The 21,609-nt window shown below is 40.4% G+C and carries 22 protein-coding genes; 10 read left to right on the forward strand and 12 right to left on the reverse strand.

What is annotated here, in order from left to right:
- Window positions 1-10 precede the first annotated feature (10 nt).
- From ftsE to PUND_RS04100, 4 genes are all read left to right on the forward strand, one after another.
- Window positions 11-688 carry a cell division ATP-binding protein FtsE gene (ftsE, locus tag PUND_RS04085; RefSeq protein ID WP_008114891.1) on the forward strand — a complete coding sequence of 226 codons (678 nt, stop codon included), beginning with the start codon at window positions 11-13 and terminating at the stop codon, window positions 686-688.
- Window positions 685-1,671: a permease-like cell division protein FtsX gene (gene ftsX / locus PUND_RS04090; protein ID WP_008114892.1), complete on the forward strand. Its 987-nt coding sequence runs from the start codon at window positions 685-687 to the stop codon at window positions 1,669-1,671. The genes ftsE and ftsX overlap by 4 nt, the downstream gene beginning before the upstream one ends.
- 241 nt (window positions 1,672-1,912) lie before the next feature.
- Window positions 1,913-2,776: an RNA polymerase sigma factor RpoH gene (gene rpoH, locus PUND_RS04095; protein WP_008114893.1), complete on the forward strand. Its 864-nt coding sequence runs from the start codon at window positions 1,913-1,915 to the stop codon at window positions 2,774-2,776.
- A 336-nt stretch (window positions 2,777-3,112) separates the two neighbouring features.
- Window positions 3,113-4,984 carry a methyl-accepting chemotaxis protein gene (locus PUND_RS04100; RefSeq protein WP_010391820.1) on the forward strand — a complete coding sequence of 624 codons (1,872 nt, stop codon included), beginning with the start codon at window positions 3,113-3,115 and terminating at the stop codon, window positions 4,982-4,984.
- A gap of 58 nt (window positions 4,985-5,042) precedes the next feature.
- Here PUND_RS04100 and PUND_RS04105 read toward each other — a convergent pair whose 3' ends face one another.
- From PUND_RS04105 to gpmM, 4 genes are read right to left on the reverse strand one after another with little or no spacing between them, the layout of a single operon-like run.
- On the reverse strand, window positions 5,043-5,795 hold the full coding sequence (locus tag PUND_RS04105; RefSeq protein ID WP_041709615.1) for a divergent polysaccharide deacetylase family protein: 753 nt from the start codon (window positions 5,793-5,795) through the stop codon (window positions 5,043-5,045).
- A 57-nt stretch (window positions 5,796-5,852) separates the two neighbouring features.
- Entirely contained in the window at window positions 5,853-7,118 is a 1,266-nt protein-coding gene (locus PUND_RS04110; RefSeq protein WP_010391823.1) for a S41 family peptidase, read from the reverse strand.
- A gap of 33 nt (window positions 7,119-7,151) precedes the next feature.
- On the reverse strand, window positions 7,152-8,294 hold the full coding sequence (locus PUND_RS04115) for a murein hydrolase activator EnvC family protein (protein ID WP_010391825.1): 1,143 nt from the start codon (window positions 8,292-8,294) through the stop codon (window positions 7,152-7,154).
- Window positions 8,295-8,297: 3 nt separating this feature from the next.
- Window positions 8,298-9,842 (reverse strand): 2,3-bisphosphoglycerate-independent phosphoglycerate mutase, encoded by a 1,545-nt coding sequence (gene gpmM, locus PUND_RS04120; RefSeq protein ID WP_010391829.1) that lies wholly within the window; start codon window positions 9,840-9,842, stop codon window positions 8,298-8,300.
- A gap of 447 nt (window positions 9,843-10,289) precedes the next feature.
- On the opposite strand from gpmM, the gene PUND_RS04125 reads away from it, so the two are divergent.
- Genes PUND_RS04125 through gpsA form a run of 4 tightly spaced genes read left to right on the forward strand, consistent with a single transcriptional unit; the run spans window position 10,290 to window position 12,549 of the window.
- The gene (locus PUND_RS04125; protein ID WP_010391832.1) at window positions 10,290-10,721 is read left to right on the forward strand and encodes a rhodanese-like domain-containing protein; all 432 of its coding nucleotides are present in this window, start codon (window positions 10,290-10,292) and stop codon (window positions 10,719-10,721) included.
- Window positions 10,722-10,753: 32 nt separating this feature from the next.
- On the forward strand, window positions 10,754-11,011 hold the full coding sequence (gene grxC / locus PUND_RS04130; RefSeq protein WP_010391834.1) for a glutaredoxin 3: 258 nt from the start codon (window positions 10,754-10,756) through the stop codon (window positions 11,009-11,011).
- Between the two features lie 38 nt (window positions 11,012-11,049).
- Window positions 11,050-11,538, forward strand: coding sequence for a protein-export chaperone SecB (gene secB / locus PUND_RS04135; RefSeq protein WP_010391837.1), 489 nt, complete (start codon window positions 11,050-11,052; stop codon window positions 11,536-11,538).
- 3 nt (window positions 11,539-11,541) lie between these two features.
- The gene (gene gpsA, locus PUND_RS04140; RefSeq protein ID WP_010391838.1) at window positions 11,542-12,549 is read left to right on the forward strand and encodes an NAD(P)H-dependent glycerol-3-phosphate dehydrogenase; all 1,008 of its coding nucleotides are present in this window, start codon (window positions 11,542-11,544) and stop codon (window positions 12,547-12,549) included.
- 62 nt (window positions 12,550-12,611) lie between these two features.
- Here gpsA and trmL read toward each other — a convergent pair whose 3' ends face one another.
- Complete coding sequence (gene trmL, locus PUND_RS04145) at window positions 12,612-13,076, reverse strand: tRNA (uridine(34)/cytosine(34)/5-carboxymethylaminomethyluridine(34)-2'-O)-methyltransferase TrmL (RefSeq protein ID WP_010391841.1); 465 nt, start codon at window positions 13,074-13,076, stop codon at window positions 12,612-12,614.
- A gap of 105 nt (window positions 13,077-13,181) precedes the next feature.
- Here trmL and PUND_RS04150 point away from each other — a divergent pair, with 105 nt between their 5' ends.
- On the forward strand, window positions 13,182-14,102 hold the full coding sequence (locus PUND_RS04150) for a cation diffusion facilitator family transporter (RefSeq protein WP_476704311.1): 921 nt from the start codon (window positions 13,182-13,184) through the stop codon (window positions 14,100-14,102).
- Here PUND_RS04150 and PUND_RS04155 read toward each other — a convergent pair.
- The 3 genes from PUND_RS04155 to PUND_RS04165 are packed head-to-tail and all read right to left on the reverse strand — an operon-like array spanning window position 14,075 to window position 17,108.
- Window positions 14,075-15,022, reverse strand: a complete 948-nt coding sequence (locus tag PUND_RS04155) for an alpha/beta fold hydrolase (RefSeq protein WP_010391845.1) — start codon at window positions 15,020-15,022, stop codon at window positions 14,075-14,077. The genes PUND_RS04150 and PUND_RS04155 overlap by 28 nt on opposite strands.
- Window positions 15,023-15,025: 3 nt before the next feature.
- Entirely contained in the window at window positions 15,026-16,441 is a 1,416-nt protein-coding gene (locus PUND_RS04160) for an ATP-binding protein (RefSeq protein WP_041709613.1), read from the reverse strand.
- Window positions 16,419-17,108, reverse strand: coding sequence for a response regulator (locus PUND_RS04165; RefSeq protein ID WP_010391849.1), 690 nt, complete (start codon window positions 17,106-17,108; stop codon window positions 16,419-16,421). Before PUND_RS04165 ends, PUND_RS04160 begins: the two co-directional genes overlap by 23 nt.
- A gap of 166 nt (window positions 17,109-17,274) precedes the next feature.
- Here PUND_RS04165 and PUND_RS04170 point away from each other — a divergent pair, with 166 nt between their 5' ends.
- Entirely contained in the window at window positions 17,275-17,763 is a 489-nt protein-coding gene (locus tag PUND_RS04170) for a Spy/CpxP family protein refolding chaperone (protein WP_010391851.1), read from the forward strand.
- 59 nt (window positions 17,764-17,822) lie between these two features.
- On the opposite strand, the gene yacG is transcribed toward PUND_RS04170, so the two are convergent.
- From yacG to PUND_RS04190, 4 genes are all read right to left on the reverse strand, one after another.
- The gene (gene yacG, locus PUND_RS04175; RefSeq protein ID WP_010391853.1) at window positions 17,823-18,053 is read right to left on the reverse strand and encodes a DNA gyrase inhibitor YacG; all 231 of its coding nucleotides are present in this window, start codon (window positions 18,051-18,053) and stop codon (window positions 17,823-17,825) included.
- A gap of 65 nt (window positions 18,054-18,118) precedes the next feature.
- Window positions 18,119-19,795 (reverse strand): type IV-A pilus assembly ATPase PilB, encoded by a 1,677-nt coding sequence (pilB, locus tag PUND_RS04180; protein ID WP_010391856.1) that lies wholly within the window; start codon window positions 19,793-19,795, stop codon window positions 18,119-18,121.
- A 134-nt stretch (window positions 19,796-19,929) separates the two neighbouring features.
- Entirely contained in the window at window positions 19,930-20,559 is a 630-nt protein-coding gene (gene coaE, locus PUND_RS04185; RefSeq protein ID WP_010391858.1) for a dephospho-CoA kinase, read from the reverse strand.
- A 2-nt stretch (window positions 20,560-20,561) separates the two neighbouring features.
- A complete protein-coding gene (locus PUND_RS04190; protein ID WP_010391861.1) occupies window positions 20,562-21,473 on the reverse strand; it encodes a prepilin peptidase in 912 nt (303 codons plus the stop codon).
- Window positions 21,474-21,609: the final 136 nt, after the last annotated feature.

Below are 21,609 nucleotides of genomic sequence, written 5' to 3' on the forward strand. Positions count from 1 at the left end.
ATAATAAAAAATGATAAATTTTCAGCAAGTAAGTAAAACCTATGCCGGTGGACACCGCGCGCTTGAAAAAGTGAACTTTCATATAAAGCCTGGCGAATTGGCCTTTCTAACTGGCCACAGTGGGGCTGGTAAAAGTACACTATTAAAGCTTATTAGCTTAATGGAACGTCCTTCTGCAGGAAACGTGTTTATTAATGGCGTGGATTTAAATAAATTAAATTCCCGTCAAATTCCGTATGCACGTCGCGACATTGGTATTATTTTTCAAAATCATCGATTATTAGAGCGATACACGGTATTTGATAACGTTGCTTTGCCCTTAATTATTGAAGGTACTCACCACAAGCAAATTGCCAAACGTGTGCATGGAGCGCTTGATAAAGTGGGCTTGTTAGATAAAGTGCGCTGTCACCCTTCTACACTTTCTGGTGGTGAACAACAACGAGTAGGGATTGCACGAGCCATCGTCAATTCGCCACCTATATTGCTAGCCGATGAACCTACCGGTAACTTAGACCCTGAATTATCAATGGAAATATTACGACTGTTTGAAGACTTTAATAAACATGGCACCACGGTTTTAATTGCCACTCATGATTTGGGCTTAGTGTCACGGATGAAGTACCGCAGTTTAACGCTTCATGATGGACGAATGAGCCAAGATCCACTGGCTGAGGGGGTATTATGAGTTTACTGTTCAAAAGCCGTCAAAATAGTAATGATAAACAAAAAAAGTCAGTATTCTCTGGCGGTTACTTTTTTATTATTAATATTTTTCGCCAAGGTGTGTACAGTCTAGGAGAAATGTGGCGCACGCCATTGGCTTCAATGATGACCATTGCAGTACTCGGTTTGAGTTTAACGTTGCCTGCAACACTATATTTAGTGGTAAAAAATGTGCAGCAAGTGAGTAGTGGTTTTGAGCAAGCCAGCGAAATATCCTTGTTTGTAAAAGAAAATATGAGCGAGCAAGAAACGCAAACCTTAGTTAAACGTTTAGCGCTATATCCCGAAATACAAACTGTGACTTTTATTTCTCGCACTGAGGCTTTGGATGAGTTCAAAGAAATGTCTGGCTTTGGTCAGGCTTTAGAGTATTTAGATACCAACCCGTTACCGAATGTAGTTTTAGTCACACCAACACAACGACATAGCCAACCTAATGCAGCTAAGCAATTGCTTAAAAAACTTGAAGCCGAACGCGAAGTTGACTTTGGTAAGCTTGATATTGCTTGGCTTGAGCGCCTAAATGCATTACTAAGTTTGTTAAAAGAGAGTGTAATTACTATTGCGCTATTATTACTTACCTCAGTGACGCTTATTATAGGCAATACAATTCGTTTATCTATTATGGATAAAAAAGAAGAAATACAGGTAATGAAGCTAGTAGGGGCAACCAATACCTTTATACACGCTCCCTTTTTATGGACTGGCATTTGGTATGGCGTGATTGGCGGATTGTTTGCCTTTATTTGTGTAGCATTAATGATGTGGTGGCTATCTGCTGCAGTAAGCAGTGTTGCAGGGGTGTATCAAACCAGTTTTACGCTAATAGGGCTTAGTCTTAATGAGTTTGGCGCGTTGGTATTACTTGCTACTAGTTTAGGTTTTATTGGCTCTTACTTATCGGTTAATCGTTACATCTCAGAAATAGAACCTGATAAGGTTTAGGGCCCTAATATAATTCTTAAAACTGTCATGTTTTGAGTTTAAAATAATAAAAAAGCCAAAGCAAAAAGGTTATTTTTGTTTTGGCTAAATCAATTCATAGGTTATTCAGTCGCCTAGCGTAGACTGACTTAACACTAAAAAAACCACTTGATTTATGATTCAAAAAAGTTTTAAATTCAAGTTAGCACTCTTACTAAAAGAGTGCTAAGATGGTTTCAAATGTTTATCACCGAGGTGAAAAATGAGTAAAGATTTATACGCAATGGCACTTACAGTTGGGCAACAAAGCGCAAGTATGGACGGCTACCTTCAAGCTGTTAGTACTATTCCTATGCTTAAAGTTGAGCAAGAGCAGGAACTTGCAAAAAGACTTCAGGAAGAAGGCGATCTTAGTGCTGCAAAGCAACTCATTATGTCGCATTTGCGCTTTGTAGCGCACATAGCTAAAAGCTACTCGGGTTACGGGTTACCTCAAGCTGATTTAATTCAAGAAGGTAACATCGGACTGATGAAAGCAGTAAAACGTTTTGACCCATCAGTGGGTGTACGTTTGGTTTCATTTGCCGTTCATTGGATTAAAGCCGAAATTCATGAGTTTGTGCTTAAAAACTGGCGTATCGTTAAAGTAGCGACGACCAAAGCACAACGTAAATTGTTTTTTAACTTACGTAAAAATAAAAAGCGTTTAGGTTGGTTTAATCAAGCTGAAGTGAGCACAGTAGCTAGCGAGCTAGGTGTGAGTGAAAAAGAAGTACGTGAAATGGAATCGCGTATGAGCGGCCAAGACATGGGCTTTGATTTAACTGGCGACGATAATGATGACGCGCCAACTAGTACTTACTCACCGGTACAGTACTTAACCGATGGTTCTGCTGATTTAGCTGACGACATTGAACAGCAACAATGGCAAGAACAGTCACATACGCGTTTATTTAGCGCTTTGAAAACTCTCGATGAGCGTTCTCAAGATATTGTTAGTGCTCGTTGGTTGTCAGACGATAAAGCAACACTGCAAGAGCTGGCTGAAAAATACAGCGTATCAGCAGAGCGTGTTCGCCAGCTGGAAAAAACAGCAATGAAAAAATTACAAAGCGCGATGAGTTAATCGCACTAAAAAACTGATTAAGCCCTGCATGAAAATGCGGGGCTTTTTTTTAACTAAAAAAGCTAACTAAAAAGGTTAATAGAAAGTATCGTTTTTCTTGTTCTGCTTACCTCTAGTCACATCTATGTATCTTTTAATTAAATATACGCTATTTAAAATTAATGAATAAGTTTGGTTTTAATTTAAATACATGATTTTAGTTTGTTTTTAATTTGGGTATATGAAAATATTCGCGCACCTGAGCGACTTATCGCTCAAATCGTAGCCTAAATTAAGTCATTTAATTGCTGGTTTGTTGCCTTTCAATTTCATTTAACGCGAGTATTTACACTCAATATGAACTCATATTCACTAAAGAAAAAAATCTTGCTATCGGTCGTTCTTGCCCTAGCCGTTATTATTATATTGCTGTCGTGGAATAGCTATACCTCTCAAAAAGCGTTACTGCTAAAAAGCAGTATTGATAACGTAAGCCAATCTGGTAAGCAACAGGCTACGAGTATTGAAGATTGGCTAGCTAGTCGTCAGCAGATAATTAAATCGGTTGCGAATAAGGTTGAGGGCAACACGCTCAGCGCACTTCAGCAAGCAGCATTTTCAGGTGGCTTTCAGTTAACTTACTTTGGAGATAGCAGCGGAAAAATGACTGACTCTGATCCCAGTATTGATCGCACCGGCTACGATCCGCGCACTCGTCCATGGTATAAACAAGCACTGCTTCAAAGTAGCACCGTAATTACCAAACCTTATTTAGATACCGCGTATAATCTGTTGGTTGTTTCTATTGCTAAAACCACGCAAAGCGGAGTGGTTGCGGGGGATTTATCGATTGAGGCCTTGGTTGATAGCGTCAATACAATGTCTTTGCCTGCGGATGGGTACGCCATTATGATGCATAAAGATGGCACTGTGATTGCCTACAAAGACGCTAGAAAAGTAATGGCAGATATTACGCGTATTGACTCGAAAATAAATCATCAATTAATTTTATCTAACAGTCAAAACGGTGAATATACTCCTGTTTACTTTGAGAGTGAAGGCCGAGATAAGCTAGTTTGGGGTGAAAACATTAACAATACAGATTGGCAGTTGTTGTTTGTATTGGATAAACAAACTTTAGAGGCTCCGCTTATTAGTTTATTGTTGACCCAATTAGTGCTGGTTACAGTAGCACTTTTACTGAGTGTGTTGGCTATTTCATGGTTATTGGGTGTATTGCTCGCCCCTTTGAGCCGAGTGTCGCAAGCTTTATCAACAATTGCAGATGGTAACGGTGATTTAACCCAGCGTATAACTGTTGATACGCAAGATGAAGTTGGGGTTCTGGCTGATAGTTTTAATCGTTTTGTTAGCAGCCAACATGAACTGATCAGTCATATTCGTCAATTAGCTACTGACTTAGACTTTGATGCAGAGAAAAGCTTAATCACCAACCAAAGCAGTGTCAGTGAGTTGCAGCGTCAGCAACAAGAAGTGGCTATGGTTGCTACCGCGGTCACAGAAATGGCGAGTGCAACCCATGAAATTGCCGCTAATGCAGAAAACACTGCAACCGCATCGCAACAATCGGCACAAAGTAGCCGTGAAGGTAAGCTGTTAGTTGATAAAACCAGAAACACGATTAATTCACTCGCGGGCGAAATAGACCAAACTACCACAGTTATTGGTGAATTAAGTTTGCATGCTCAGGCTATATCGAGCATTTTAACTACCATTCAAGAAATTGCTGAGCAAACAAATCTCTTAGCGCTTAATGCTGCAATAGAGGCCGCCCGTGCGGGAGAGCAGGGGCGTGGTTTTGCTGTGGTTGCAGATGAGGTGCGCGTGCTCTCAAGAAGAACACAAAACTCTACAGCCGAAATTTATACCACTATAGAAACCTTACAAAACACCACTAAAAAAGCAGTGAGCTTGATGGGCAGCAGTAAGGGCTATGCCAACAATAGTGTGGATGATGTAAATGCTGCCGCACACGCACTAGAAGAAATTACTTTGGCGGTAAATGAGATTTCTGATATGGCGGGTCAAATAGCGGTTGCAGCAGAAGAGCAAACGCAAGTGACCAATGAAATTACTAGAAATACGGTTGCTATTAAAGATGTAACCGATGAAATAACTACCTCAGCTACCGCGCATTTAAGCCAAGCCGAAGTATTAAAAGACAGAGCTACAGATCTAAATGCCAAGGTAGCGACATTTGTTTTATAAATACCATACTTATAATTGAGTTAAATTAACTGTTGGGGTAAGGCGTTCGCTTACTCCATCAGTTTAATGAAATGGCTTGTTGTTGGGCTATTTGTACATACTTACGTTCTACCAGCTGTGATACTGGTACCAGTTCAAATCCTTGCTCGATTAATTGCGGCAAAGCTTGGCGTAAAAAATCGATAGTTTCGGGGTAGGGGTGTGCTATTGCAATGGCAAACTGATATTTAGTTGCTTTTGACTTTAGCTCTTCCAGCCTAAATTGTAGCTGCTCAGGGGTAGTTATATTATCTAAAAATACATGCCGACCAATATTTTCTACCCCCAAAAAGTTAGCTGCATTTTGCGCCTGGCTTAATTCGGTTGTTCGGCTATCTAGAAAATACAACTGACGCTTTTTAAGTACTTCCATGGTCCACTTCATTGCTTGGCTTTGCTGAGTGAGTGCAGAACCCATATGATTATTAACCCCTTTCACTTGTGGCAAACTCGCCAGTGCATTACCGAGTGTTTGTTGAAGTTGTGCTTTATCCATATTTAAAGTAAGCGCCCCAGGGCCTAGCTTTTTGCCATTTAAAGCTTGCATAGGCACATGCAACAGAAGCTCTTTATTTGACTGACTAGCAAGGGTTGCAAATATTTGAGAATAGGGAGTATGAGGCAAAATTGAATAAGACAATTGCCCAGGTAAACTTAGGAATTCTAGGTCACGTTGATGATAACCTATGTCATCGATCACTATGGCTATTTGTTTGGCTTTAACACCATAGGGTGTAGCAAATAGGATTAAAAAAAGCCCAGCTAACACCATTAAATTTATAATTTTCACGTTTTATAATTTTTATTATCTTTAAATAGTTTACCGTTTTTATTGCATGCTAAGTAGCTGTTTTGCTTTTACTAACTGGATATCGGCTAATTCTTCAGCGTTAAAAACGGTGTTTTGTTCTAATTGTTCATTTTTTATTATAACGGCTTTATTTGTTTGTGGAAGTGTTGTTTGATTAATCGCCACATTTGGAGTTACGCCAATCCCTTCAATAGACTCTCCCAGTGGCGTAAAGTAACGTGCGGTGGTTAGTTTTAAGGCGGTATCGCCGTCGCCTAATGGAATAAGTGATTGCACTGTTCCTTTACCAAACGACTGACTCCCTACTATTTTTGCACGTAGATTTTCTTTTAACGCTGCAGCCAGTATTTCTGCTGCTGAGGCTGAATTTTCATTAATCAGGACAACAATCGGAGCACCTTTCAAAATATCGCCGCGTTTAGCGTAAAAAGATTGGTTCGAATCATAAAAGCGCCCTTTGGTCGTTACAATTAAGCCATCTTGAAGAAACAGGTCTGCTACCGCAACTGCACTCTTTAAAGTGCCTCCCGGGTTATCTCGTAAATCAATAATTAGGCCTTTTAATGAATGGCCATAATGGTTTTGCATGGCGGCTATTTGCAAGGCAACTTCATGCAAAGTGTGATTAGAAAAGTTATTAATAGCGATATAACCGCTACCTGAGTCAAGTAGTTGCTTAGTTACACTCGTTAGCTTAATTTGTTTTCTACTGAGATTAAATATTAGCGGTGTTTGAGTGTTATTACGGGTAATACTTAGCTGTACTTTACCGTTAGCACTGTCTTTGATGTATTGTGCAACTAAATCAATCGGACTATTTTCTACATAGTGCTGATTAACGGCAGTAATTATATCGCCTGAGCGAAGTCCTGCTTGTTTGGCTGGTGAATTATTAATTACTTTAACAATCGTGGTGCGTTGCTCGATGCTTTTTACTTCTATACCTAGGCCAGTATAGCGACCATTCGTGTTATTAAATAATGCATTTAGCTCATTTTTATCTAAATACTTAGAGTAGGCGTCGAGCTTAGAGTATAAGCGTTCAAATTGAGACGAGTTGTATTCAATATACTCACTGTTTTGCAGTGCTAAATCATCAACGTAGTAGGTGTGAATATTAAACAGTATTTCATTTATTTTTTGGCTTTCTAAGTCTTTAACCGAGCTTGCATAGGCTGTATTTATAAAGCCAAAAAACACTAATAAAACAAATAAGATAAAACAAAAGCAGGGTGCACGCTTTTTCACAGAGGTTTTTTGTTGGCAAATGTGTGTGTTTATCATAACTGCCTCTAACAGGATGCAGCTATTTTGATATTAAATACGCCTGCACCATTTTATGGGATTAACAGCACGTCCTTTATGACGTATTTCAAAGTATAGACCAGAATCGGCTTGTCCACCACTTTGCCCAACTAATGCAACACTTTCACCTTCTCTGACCATATCACCCACGTCTTTTAGCAAGGTTTGTGCGTGTCCGTATAAGCTCATAAAACCTTGACCATGGTCAAGTACGATTACCCAGCCATAGCCTTTTAACCAGTCGGCAAATACTACTTGGCCATTATCAATGCTATTAACTGAAGTCCCTTCAGATGCAGAAATTAATACACCTTTCCAGTTTATTCCGCCGTGCTTACGTTGACCAAACCTATGCGCTAATTTTCCTTTGCTCGGCCAGTTTAATTTTCCTTTATTACGATTTAAGCCAAGTAGTTCAATTTTTGTAACTTTTTCTTCTTCTTCAAGTTCTTTGATAGTGGCGATCAGAGTTTGTTCGTTTTCTTCTAAATAGCTAATGGAATTTTTGGTTTTATTTAACTGCTTTTTTAGGTTTTGTAAGCTTGCTTGGCGCTCATTTTTAGCCCCAAGAAGTGCTGCTTGTCGTCTTTTTTGTTCTTCAAATAAAGCAACGAGCCTCTCTTTTGTTTTCGCAAGCTCAGCTTGATTTTTTGCAATCTCAACTTGCAGTGCTTTAAGATCATCAAGTTGCTTTATACGAGCTTTATTCAGGTAGTTATAGTAGCTAAGTGTGCGTTCAAATTTGGCGGTATCTTCTTGGTTAAGTAGCATTTTTGAATAGTCATCGCTACCTGCCATATAAGCACTTTTTAACTGTGCTGCTAAAATACGTTGAAATTGGGCTTGTTGTTTTTCAAGCTTTGCCGCGCGTTGTTGTTGCTCTGCTTGCTGTTGTTGTGTTTTTTTAACGGATTGCTCAGCCATATTAAGTGCTTTAGCGTTTTTCGCTATAGCGAGCTCATGTGTTTTTAGTTTTTGCTGCTGTTTAGCTATTTCTTTTTGCTGTTGTTGAAACTCAGCTTGGCTTTGCTCTAAAGCAACTTGTACTTGGGATAGGTCTTTTTTGGTACGATCTTCATTAGCCACTGCAACGCCAGTGGCTAATGAGTTTAGTACACATATACACGCAATGATGCGGCATGCGCTTTTATTCATAAATTATTTCAACACCATAATTGGCGAACCGGTCATTTCTGCAGGTTGTTCCAAACCCATTAAATGCAGCATAGTAGGTGCAACATCGCTCAAGGCTTTACCGGTATGCGCTTGTGCGTCACGACCTACATAAATAAAGGGTACTGGCTCGCTAGTATGTGCTGTGTGCGCTTGGCCTGTTTTAAGGTTTGCCATTTGCTCTGCATTACCATGATCAGCAGTTATTAGTGCTTCTCCACCATATTCTTTAAGGGCATCAACTACACGACCAATACAGCTATCTACTGCTTCACAGGCTTTAACTGCCGCTTCAAATACACCTGAGTGGCCGACCATATCGCCATTAGGGTAGTTACAAATAATGGCATCATACTTTCCACTTTTTATTGCTGCAACGAGTTTATCGGTAAGCATTTGTGAGTTCATTTCTGGCTGTAAATCATACGTTGCTACTTGAGGAGATGGGATCAGCTCGCGAGTTTCGCCGTCAAACTCATTTTCGCGTCCGCCACTAAAGAAAAAGGTAACGTGGGCATATTTTTCAGTTTCAGATATACGTAGCTGAGTTTTACCTTGTTTTTCAAACCATTCGCCAAGTACGTTATTAAGCGGCGTTGGGCCAAAAGCCACTGGCGCATCAATATCAGCAGCGTATTCAGTCATCATCACAAAGGCACTAAGCTCGGGCGATTTTTTCTTATTAAAGCCGTCAAAATCAGGTTCGACAAAGGCGCGAGTGATTTCGCGTGCGCGGTCTGCTCTAAAGTTGGCAAATATAATGGTGTCGCCATCATTTACTTTTACTGATTCGCTACCTTTCGGGGTAATAGTACTTGCTGCTACAAATTCGTCATTTTCATCGCGCTCATAAGCCGCGTTAAGTGCGTTTACGCCATCTTCATAATCAAAGTCGCTTTCACCTAGGGTGATTAAATTATACGCTTTTTCAACACGGTTCCAGCGGTTGTCTCTGTCCATGGCATAGTAACGACCAATTAATGAGGCTAAACGGCCACATTTAAGTTCGCTAAACAAGGCTTCAATACGCTCAATTGATGCTTTAGCGCTGCGTGGGGGAGTATCTCTGCCATCTAAAAAGGCATGAAAGTACACCTCTTTAGCGCCGCGTTTTGCAGCCAATTGTATACTCGCCACAATATGATCTTCGTGACTATGAACGCCACCAGGGCTTAGCAGTCCCATAATATGAACGGCTTTGTTGGCATGAACAGCTTTATCAATGTTTTCAACCAGTGCAGGGGTTGTATCAAATTCGCCATCATCAATGGCTTTTGTGATGCGAGTAAAATCTTGATACACAATACGACCAGCACCTAAATTAACGTGGCCAACCTCAGAATTACCCATTTGACCACCAGGAAGACCCACATCTAAACCCGATGCTGAAATTAATGTATGAGGGCGAGTTGCCCAAAGCTCATCTAACACAGGGGTATTAGCAGCTAAAATGGCATTACTTTGCTCATCTTCTCTGTATCCCCAGCCATCTAAAATCATTAATACCAGTGGTTTTTTATGCTCTGTCATAGTCACTCCTGAATAATTAGCGTTGCTAAAATACACGCTAACATTAATGCCAACATGCCAAGCTTAAGCATACCGTGTTTTATAGCTAGGATCAGCAATGAAAAGAAGATATTAAAAATTTTCAATGAGTTCACTCTCTCAATTGAATATTTTAAAGGGTTAGGTTATTTTTCAGTTAAAAGAGCACTACATTGTGGCTTTCACGCGTGCTTAAACTCGCATTTTTAGCTGATTTGGGTATACTTGCGCGGCTAATCCCTATTTTATTCAAGTATTGAATAGGCTTGTGGGGTAAGTTAAGCCTATGTGTAGGTAAAACTCAGAGTAGCCTAGCAGTGCTCTAAATTGACTTATTGATGAGTGACTGCTCATTGTGTAAGTACAATAAATATGAATTAAATATCTAAAACACCTTGTTTTAGCATGTAACTTTATAGTGGAAGTCGAATGGATCAATATATTGAATTTGTCTCAAATCATCCAATTCTAAGCCTAGCTTGGGTTGCGATTGCGTTTCTTATTGTTAGTGGCGCAATAAAAAGTAAATTTTCAGCAATTCGTCAGATCAATCCTCAGCAGTTAACGTTACTTATTAACCGCGAAGACGGTCAGGTTGTTGATATGCGCGGGCAAAAAGAGTTTAAAACAGGTCATATTGCCGGTGCTGTGCATTTAAACCCAGAAAAAGCTAAAGAATCTGATTTCTCAACCCTTGAAAAGTATAAGAGCAAACCCATTATAGTGGTATGTGCTGCAGGCATGACTGCCTCAGGTGTTGCAACCGCAATGCATAAAGCAGGCTATGAACAGGTTTATGTTTTATCTGGCGGTATGGGTGCGTGGCAATCAGCAAGTCTGCCAACAACAAGCGGTCGCTAATATCTCTTAGCTAAACCGATTAAGGATTAATTATGAGTAACGTTGTTTTATACACCAAAGGATATTGTCCTTTTTGTCATCGCGCATTAGCGCTGTTAGACAGCAAAGGTGTAGAATACACAAACATTGATATTGGCGTTCAGCCAGAGCTTCGCGATGAAATGATCGCCAAAGCCGGTGGCGCAAGCACGGTTCCACAAATTTTTATCAACGATGAACACATCGGTGGCTGTGACGACATGATGGCACTAGAAGCACAAGGTCACCTTGACGCTAAGCTGAGTGCTTAATTTAATTAATTATAATAAATAACAGGTTAGGAATAACAATGAACGAACAAAATCAAAATGCAGCAGCAGAAGCTGATGCAGGCGCACAGTTTACTATTCAACGTATTTACACTAAAGATGTGTCGTTTGAAACGCCAAATTCACCAGCTATTTTTCAAAAAGAGTGGGCTCCAGAAGTAAAATTAGATTTAGATACACGCTCTAATAAGCTTGATGAAGGTGTATACGAAGTTGTTTTAGCATTAACTGTGACAGCATCTATCGGTGAAGAAACTGCGTTTTTGTGTGAAATTCAACAAGCAGGTATTTTTACTATTGCTGAAGTTGAAGAGATGCAATTAGCACACATGCTAGGTGCATTCTGTCCTAACGTGTTATTCCCATATGCACGTGAAGCGGTATCAAACTTAGTAAACCGTGGTACGTTTCCACAACTTAATCTTGCGCCAGTTAACTTTGACGCATTATTTGCACAGTACATGCAGCAACGCACAGCGCAAGCTGAGCAGGCTTCAGCAGACGCATAATTTATGAATACAGCAACATCAGCTGTTACTGTTTTAGGGGCGGGGTCATATGGCACCGCCCTTGCTATTTGTTTAGCCCGAAATGGTCACAAAGTGACTTTATGGGGGCGCAATAGCCAAGACGTTGCGACGCTTGCAGCTGAGCGAAAAAATCAACGTTACTTACCTGATATTCCTTTTCCTGACACCTTAACTCTTGAAGCCGATTTACAGCATGCAACAGCAGCTAGCGATATTGTTTTAGTTGTTGTGCCAAGTCATGCGTTTGCTGACACGTTAAAGCAAATTAAACCGGCTTTGCGCTCTGATGCAAAAGTAGCGTGGGCTACTAAAGGACTTGAGCCAGATACTGGGCGTTTATTGCAAGAAGTGGCAGTGCAAGAACTCGGTGAAGAAGTACCATTAGCGGTGCTTTCGGGGCCAACTTTTGCCAAAGAAATGGCTAAGGGCTCACCAACCGCTATTTCGGTGTCATCAACGTCATCAGCATTTGCGAAACAAATTGCCGATTTATTACATTGCGGTCGCTCGTTTAGAGTGTACAACAATGACGACTTTATTGGCATACAGCTTGGTGGTGCGGTTAAAAACGTAATTGCTATTGGTGCAGGGATTTCTGATGGTGTTGGCTTTGGTGCAAATGCACGTACCGCGCTTATTACCCGTGGTTTAGCAGAGTTATCGCGTTTAGGTTGTGCCCTAGGTGCAAAGCCAGAGACCTTTATGGGGATGGCTGGGTTAGGCGATTTAATTCTAACCTGTACCGATAATCAGTCGCGCAATCGCCGTTTTGGTTTAGCCTTAGGTCAAGGTGAAAGTGTTGATGATGCGATTGCATCAATCGGCCAAGTAGTTGAGGGATTTAGAAATACCAAAGAAGTGTATTTACTCGCGCAGCGTGCTGGTGTTGAAATGCCAATCACTGAGCAAATATACAAAGTACTTTATGAAAATAAAGACATGAAAGCAGCTGCTATGGCCTTATTAGGTCGTGAACAAAAGTCAGAATAAAACGAACTGCTAGGTTTTAGGTGACAGGTATTTTGTTTACCTAAAACCTAAAACCTAAAACCTTATTGGGCGTTTGGAAAACCAAGCTGGCGCCAAGATTCATACACAAACACAGCGACCGCATTAGATAGATTCATACTGCGGCTATCGGCTTGCATAGGAATACGCACGCGTTGCTCGTTTGGCAGTGCTTGAATCATGTCATCAGGTAAGCCTCGGGTTTCTGGGCCGAATACTAAGCAATCACCCGCTTCATACTGTGCTTGGTGATGAAACTGACTACCTTTAGTGGTGCACGCATACACTTTTTTAGGCTGGCACTTTTCTAAGTAAGCTTCAAATGAAGCATGACGTTGCACATGACTAAATTCGTGATAATCAAGGCCAGCGCGTTTTACACGTTTGTCATCCCACTCAAACCCTAACGGTTCAATTAAATGCAGTGCATAGCCTGTATTGGCACATAAACGAATGATATTCCCGGTGTTAGGCGGAATTTCAGGTTGGTATAAAACAATATCCAGCACAATAAGCCCTATAAAATCTTTAATTTGACGGGCTCAGTATACACGAACAATGAATAAAAAATGATATACTGAAAACATTAAATACAGCATAAAACGGAAAGATACGTGCATAATCGCAGTTATGAATTTTGGGTCAAGGCCTCTAGCATCGTGACCATGGTCATGGTTAGCCTAATGATTGCGACCAAAGCATGGGCGTGGCTGGCGTCGGGTTCGGCGTCAATGCTTGGCTCATTAACCGACTCATTAATGGATATCACAGCGACACTAATGAGCTTTTTGGTTTTATCGTATGCACTGCGTCCTGCTGACGATGACCACCGATTTGGTCACGGTAAAGCGGAGGCGCTTGCAGGGCTGGGACAAGCAGCTTTTATTGCAGGCTCGGGTTGTTTATTGGCGTTTCACGGTATTGAGCGACTCATTAACCCCGTAGAGCTGACACATTCATTATTAGGTGTTTGGGTCAGTATTTTTGCCATAGTGTGTACATTAGTGATTGTATTTGTGCAAAATAAAGTCGTGAAGCATACAGAGTCAATCGCTATAAAAGCCGATTCTGTGCACTACAAAGGCGATTTAATTTTAAACGCTGCGGTGCTACTTGCTATTTTGCTGGCCTATTATGGGGTACTGTATGCTGACCCTTTGTTTGCGATAGGTGTGGCAGGGTATTTACTTTATAACAGCTGGGATATAGCAACAGAGAGTGCCTCACACTTAATGGATAAAGAGCTGCCCGATGAAGAAAAGCAAAGCATTTTTGAAATAGCGCGTAACCATAATGACGTTTATGGGGTGCACGGTATTCGCACTCGACAAGGCGGTAAAGTTAAGTTTATTCAGCTGCATTTAGAGCTTGATGACAATTTACCACTTATTCGTGCCCATAAAGTAGCAGATGAAGTAGAAGCCATGATAAGTGCTCGTTTTGAATCTGAGGTAGATATACTCATCCACCTCGATCCGCTTTCTGTTTTAGTGAATTCTAAAACTGCTCAAGAAGTAACAGACTCACAAAACTGATAAAAATTAGCTAATAGCGGCTTTCGAATTTCGTCACGTTCAAAAAGTAGCTCGTGTTTTGCATCTTCAAAACTCTCGATTGTTGCATGAGCATGCCTTTTTGCAAAACTATACTGCGCTTTGTTATTAACCACTGTATCGCTAGCTGCACTTGCTATAAACAATGGAATTGGTACGTTTAGATTATCAATCGACTTTAAGAATGATATCGTAGCTGCGAGCCAGCCAAACGTAACGCCACCTAATTGTATGTTAGGTTCTAATTGATAGGCTTGCCTAAAGTAGGTGTAACGCTCCTCGCTGCTAGTAAGTACGTTTTCTGTAAATGGGATTGGGTTGTAGTTGCCTTGTCCAAATGCATAGCAAGAGTGTAAACCAAGCCAAGTGGCTAAGTTAACAATAAATTGCGTTGGTATTTTTGGTACGTCTTTTGTAAAAATATCAAACATAGGCGCAGACAAAAACACACCTTTATAGCTGTTTTCAAAATTAGCTAAATAATCAACTGCTATCGCGCTACCCATTGAATGAGCCAGCATGACTTTTTTACCTTGCCAATGCTTTGAAACTATTTGCTGATCAAAGTTATTAAGGTCATTGCTGTAGTTATTATAATGTTTTACAAAGCCTTTATGCTTATTTTTAAGATGTCTGTAAGAGCACCCCTGACCTTGGTGATCCATAATAAACACAGCAAAATTATTACAGTATAGCTCCCATATCAGTTCTTTATACTTTTCTAGGCCCTCAACACGCCCCGTACTTATCACTACTGCAGTGGTAGCATTGTTAGGGATTGCGTATGCGTAAAATAACTTTCCTGCAGGTGTATCTAAGTAGCTTTTAGTTAAATGTGAAGTATAAAAAACACTAATGGCCTCTTGATTACTCTCAAGCTGGGCTTCTGAACTATAAAACATGCTTTACTCTTTGATTAACGGCAAGGTTATATTAGCACACAAGCCACCTTGTTCTTTATTCGATAAGACTAAATTTCCGCCATGCGCTATTACCGCATTTTTTGCAATGGCTAACCCTAACCCCGTACCCCCGCTGATGCGGTCGCGTGCATCTGATTGCCTAAAAAACGGTTCACACAATTTATCAAGTTGCGCTTTAGGGACGCCTGGACCATCATCACATATTTGTATGTATATGGTATCACTGTGTTTTAAGCTAATACTAATAGTATGTTGTGCATATTTAATGGCGTTGCGCAGAATGTTCTCTAAGGCACTGGCAATTAACATTTCGTCGCACTCTATATTTACTTCAACATTACCGTGTACAACTAGGGCTTTATTGTGCTGTTTTGCTTCAAACTGAGCATCGTTAATCACATGGTCAACAATCACTTGCAGCGACTGTGTTTGCAGCGATAAAGGTTGGCTATTAGCTTCTAAGCGCGATACCTGCAATACATCGGCTATCATTTTATCTAGTTGATTAGCTTCTTTTTCAATACGCAATAAATACGATTGGCTTGCTTCACTTGCCTGCATTTGTGCCAACCCCGTAGCCATTTTTAAACGGGTTAGCGGAGAGCGTAATTCATGGGATATATCGGCTAATAAACGCTTTTGAGCGCTGAGTAGCTGCTCAAGTTGATCAGCCATACGGTTAAAGTCGCGTCCTAAAACTCCAAGTTCATCTTTTCGCTGACTATTTATCGCCGCACGCGCACTTAAATCACCGTTTGAAAGTTTGATTGCTGCTTGTTTTAAGCTATTTATAGGGGCAATTAAGTTACGACTAAATAAGAAACTTAATGTAAGTGAGGCGATAATTGCAATGGAAATTTTTAACCAAACGGGTAATAACCTTAAGCGAATAAAGAGTGGTCGCTGCTGATTGATATCGATTTCATATAACTCAAATTCCCCTTCAGGAACCCGAATGCGTACAGGCCCAAAAGCTTGGTAATATTCAGTAAAAATAACCTGTGGCGACATGCCCTTACTAAAGTTAAGTAAGCTTAAATCAATATTGTTCTCAACATTTTTACTGATCAACACTTCATCGCTATTTTGTGAATTTAAATAAAGTAACTTACGTTTAGTTAAACGCGGATGAGTAATAATGTCATTAATAGAGCGCTTGTGTTTATGTGCGCTACGCTCGATACCTCGTGCCAAATATTCTAGGTTTTTTTGCATCGGCCCTTGTAGTGGATCATGGCTAATGGCGTTTATTAGTGAAATATTACTCAAGAAAAAGAGCGCTGTAAAAGTGCCTATAATCGTCAGCCAAAACCACGTAAAGACCTTAAAAAACAAATAATACCGTGGGTGGCGAAGCCAACTAAAACGCAGGGGTTTATTCTCCTTGGATGAAGACATAACCCGTTCCCCTCATTGTTTTAATTTTATCGCCCTCAATATGCTCGGCTATTTTTTTACGAATATTACTCACATGCATATCTATAGAGCGGTCGAAAGACGCTAAGCGTCTGCCTAATACATCTTCGCTTATTTGCTCTTTGCTAATTACATCTGGCGCGTGTTTTATCAATAAAGCGAGTATTTCGTATTCGGTGCCCGTTAGTGTGAGGGGGCTGTTATTAATACTGGCCTCTCGCGCAGCAAAATTAATAGTAATACCATTTAAAGAGAGCTTTTTATTAGTGTTATTGCTCACACTATTTATATGTTCAATGCGGCGAGTAATTGCTTTTACGCGGGCAAGGAGTTCTCTGTGATTAAACGGCTTTGGTATGTAGTCGTCAGCGCCGAGCTCTAAACCAAAAATACGGTCAAAGTCTTCTCCTTTAGCGGTCAACATAATCACTGGTGTTAATTTACTTTGCCTGAGTTGCTTCAGCACTTCAAAGCCATCTATAGAGGGTAGCATAACGTCTAGTAATATAAGCGCGTAATCGTTTTGCAAGGCAAGCTCTAAGCCTTGTTGACCATCATGTGCGGTTTGAACGCTAAAGCCCTGTGCACTTAGGTATTCGCTTAATAATTCGCATAAACCGGTATCATCATCAATCATTAATAGTTTCATATATAAAGCCTTACGCGCTGTTTATGGTTTTATTTTACGCGTTTAATGTATCAATAGTTAGTCTTTACATAACCTTTACACTGCTTTGCGTTACTTTGCATTGAGCCAGTTATAGTGAACACACTGGTTAGCAGCCAACAACCAACCCAATATAAAGGTGATGATTATGACTAAAGTAAACACGCTATCAAAATTAGTACTTATATGTGGCTTAACAGCTGCAACGCTCAGTGCGGGCAGCGCATTTGCAAAAGGCGATGGCTATAAACAAGAACACTCTCAAGCGCGCTTTTTACTCTCTGAGCGAGCAGTAGATAAGCTGGCACTTACGCAAGATCAACAAACACAACTAAAAGCGATTTTTACAGCGCAAAAAACGCAAATTAAAGCGCTAAGAAGCCAAGACAAAGACGTGCGCAAGGCACAGCGTCAAGCCTATAAAGCACAAATGGATGCATTATTGTCAGCGCCAAATTTTGACGAAAATGCAGCTAAAGAGTTATTAACCGCACGCCAAGATAAGAAACAGCAATTGGGGTTAATTAAATTAAAAACCCAGCATCAAGTAATGCAATTGCTTAACGCTGAGCAAAAAGAAAAGTTAGCTAAAATACAGCAGCGAATGAATAAAAAACACCGTAAACATAGAGCATAACGTTTTAACGCAAAGCAAAAAGCCAGCTAAATGCTGGCTTTTTTATATTACACGAGTGATTATTTAAAAAAGTCATCTTCATTTTTTGCCATCATTGCTTCAATGTCTTCAATCATGTCTTGATTGAATTCATCTGCAGAGGTGATGGGTGCTGAAATTTTATTATTTTCAAACGACCACTCACCTAAGTCAATAAGTTGGCAACGCTTTGAACAAAAAGGGCGGTGCGGACTTTGTGCTGACCATTCTACTTTTATTTTGCAGGTTGGGCAGTTAACCATAGTTGGCATAATTTACTCTCAAATTGATATAAGCTTAGCCGCTCAATTTATCGTTAAGCAACTAAGCACTTTATTTAAAAACTAGTAACACGGTTTATCTCAGCCAGAGAGGTAACGCCCTCTGCTGCTTTTCGAAGACCTGATAAGCGTATGTTATTAAACCCTGCTTTAAGTGATACTTCGGCAATTTCTAGTGAGTTACCCCCACGCATAATAATTTGTGCAATTTCTGGAGTAACTTTCATAACTTCATAAATACCAACACGGCCTTTGAAGCCATCTGTACAGTTTTCACAGCCTTTAGGGGCATATAAAACCATATCCTGTATTTGCTGTTCACTAAAGCCTTGGCGCATAAGTTCTTCACGCGGTAATTGCTCTGGCGTTTTACATTTAGAGCATAACCTTCGGGCTAAACGCTGGGCGATTATCAAGCTGATTGAACTGGCCACATTATACGCGGGTACGCCCATATTTAACAAACGAGTAATCGTTTCTGGTGCTGAGTTAGTATGTAATGTAGATAACACTAAATGACCGGTTTGCGCCGCCTTAATAGATATTTCAGCAGTTTCTAAATCACGTATTTCACCGACCATTACTACATCGGGATCTTGGCGTAAAAATGCCCGCAAAGCGTTAGCAAAGGTCATGTCGGCTTTAGTGTTTATTTGTACTTGGTTAATCCCTTCGAGGTTAATTTCTACCGGATCTTCGGCGGTACTAATATTTCGCTCGGGCTGATTTAGTATATTTAAGCCCGTATACAGGGATACGGTTTTACCCGAGCCAGTTGGGCCAGTAACTAAAATCATCCCCTGAGGTTGATTTAGTGCATCGAGGTAGAGCTCTTTCTGTTCGGGCTCATAGCCTAAAACATCAATACCTAACATGGCACTTGATGAATCGAGGATACGCATTACAATTTTTTCGCCCCACAAAGTGGGCATAGTACTAACACGAAAATCAATACTTTTACGTTCTGTCACTTTGAGTTTTATGCGGCCATCTTGTGGCTTACGTTTTTCAGCGATATCAAGGCGCGACATAACTTTTATACGGGCAGATAGCTTACTGGCTAAGGTATTTGGCGGGCTGGCTACCTCATGCAAAATTCCGTCGATACGAAAGCGAATACGGTATTTATGTTCATAAGGTTCAAAGTGTAAGTCTGAAGCGCCTTTTTTTATTGCGTCCATTAAAATTTTATTAATGTAGACAATAATAGGGGCGTCGTCTTTGTCATCGTCTTTAGACGTATGATCTTTTTGTGGCTCAGAATCTAGTTCAGCAAACTCTTTAAATTCATCCTCACTTAAATTTAAGCTACCTGCAGCATCCAGTAGTTGCTCAATTTTATGGTCAAGCTGTAGGTAGTCAACCACTACCACTTCACACGATAAACCGGTGCTAAATTCAAAGTTTTCAAAAGCGCCGTAATCGGTAGGATCTGAAGCGGCAATATATACTTTTCTGCCTTTTTGTACCAAAGGTAAAATATGATGCTTACGGATCAGCTTTTCTTTAACTAGCTCGGCAGGAATTTGTGCAACATTAAAATCTTTTAAATCAAAAAAAGGCACTCTAAACAAATCAATACATTGCTCAGCTAAATCGTTGCTATCTATTTTTCCGCATTTAGAAATAAGTTCTGCGGTTGACGCAAAGTCTTGCTGCCTGGCTTTTACGGTATCGGTATCAACCCGGCCGAGGGTAATAAATTTTCGTAGTAACGGTGAGTTAATATTCATTGCGCACCTGATTTAATCCTTCTTTACTCAGCAATTTATCAGAAAAAAGAAAGGAATACATTAATCGTACCAATGCAGCAGATAATTTACCGATAAAAATATCAGTTTATTGCGCTGTGATTGGGTCAGTCACTCTATATTGTAGACTTTGCTTGCTGTAAATAATAATTATGTAGCTTAAGTAAGTCTTGTTTTACATCGTTTAAATCGCGGTTATTATTTAAAATATCATCCGCTTTTTGTTGTTTATGCTCACGAGACATTTGTGCGTCAATTATTTGTTTTGCTTGTTCAGAGCTTATATTGTCACGTTTTGTGGTGCGGGTAATTTGTATTTCTACTGGTACATCAATCAGCAAGGTGCGATTACAGTAGCTATCAAGCCCATTTTCGAATAATAACGGGGCAACTAAAACCACATAGTCGCTTTGCGCGTTTTTTAAGTCAGTGAGCAGTTTAGTGCGTATTAAAGGGTGCAACAGCGCATTGAGCCATGTTTTTTGCTCCGGATTACTAAAAATCCGGGCTCTTAGCTCGCCACGGTTTAATGCGCCATGTTCATCGAGTATGTCAGTGCCAAAATGCTCAACAATAGCTTTTAAACCATCAGTGCCAGGTTCAACTACTTGGCGAGCCACAATATCAGCATCAACAATAGTAATGCCTAGCTCTGCCAACATATCGCTAACTGCGGTTTTACCGCAGCCAATTCCGCCGGTTAGTCCCAATACCCAGTTGTTTTTATGATGTTGTGTATTGTTCATAGTTAGTAGCCAATAAAATTAAAATAGCTGTTTTGCAGTTGCGTCCCCCATAGCATAGTGATCCAACCTGCTATTGCTAAGTAAGGGCCAAAAGGAATAGGCGTTGCTTTGTCTTTACCTTGAATACTCAGTAGGGCAATGCCAATAACAGCGCCAACTACGCTTGAAAGTAAAATAACGGTCAATAACGATTGCCAACCCAGCAGTGCGCCAAACACCGCCAGTAATTTAAAGTCGCCATAACCCATACCTTCTTTGCCGGTTATTAACTTAAACAGCCAAAACACGCTCCATAAGCTTAAGTAACCACATGCTGCACCAATAATCGCATCGCTAGGGGCTATGGTATAACCCAATACTGAGGCGATTAACGCCAGCCATAAAAGCGGCAAAGTAAGCTGATCTGGCAGTAGCATGTGATCAATATCAACAAAAGTCAGTGCTACCAATGCCCAAGTCACTACAATGTACAATAAAGCCTGCTCTGTTGCGCCAAAGGTGTAGGCAACCGCTAAACTTAAAATAGCGGTGATGGCTTCAACGGTTGGGTAACGCACTGAGATTGGGTTATCACAGGTTGCGCATTTACCTTTTAAAAATAACCAACTAAATATAGGAATGTTTTGCCATGGTTTAATGGCTGCTTCGCACTTAGGACAACATGAGTTGGGCTTAACTAAATTAAACGTGTCAGTAGTTTGTGAAGTGATCTGTTCAGTCTTTGGGCTGGTTAGTTCATCGGCTAATAATAAGCGGCATTCAGTTTGCCATTCTTTTTGCATCATTAGTGGCAAGCGATATATCACTACATTTAAAAAGCTACCTATACATAAACTTACTAGGCCAACCATGGTCAAGTAAAACCATAGGTTTGCTTGCATCGCGTTGCTGATATCAATAAAAAGACTTTGCATTTATTTTACCTAAAACTAAATTCTGTGTTGATAATACAGTGGTTTTACATAAGTGCAAAGTTAGGTTCGAGGTTTGGGCGACGGGCGACGAGATGCGGGGAACCACCGCGTTTTAATTGTTCTGTAGGCGGAGCTT

It is taken from the genome of Pseudoalteromonas undina, from assembly GCF_000238275.3.
Classification (GTDB): domain Bacteria; phylum Pseudomonadota; class Gammaproteobacteria; order Enterobacterales; family Alteromonadaceae; genus Pseudoalteromonas; species Pseudoalteromonas undina.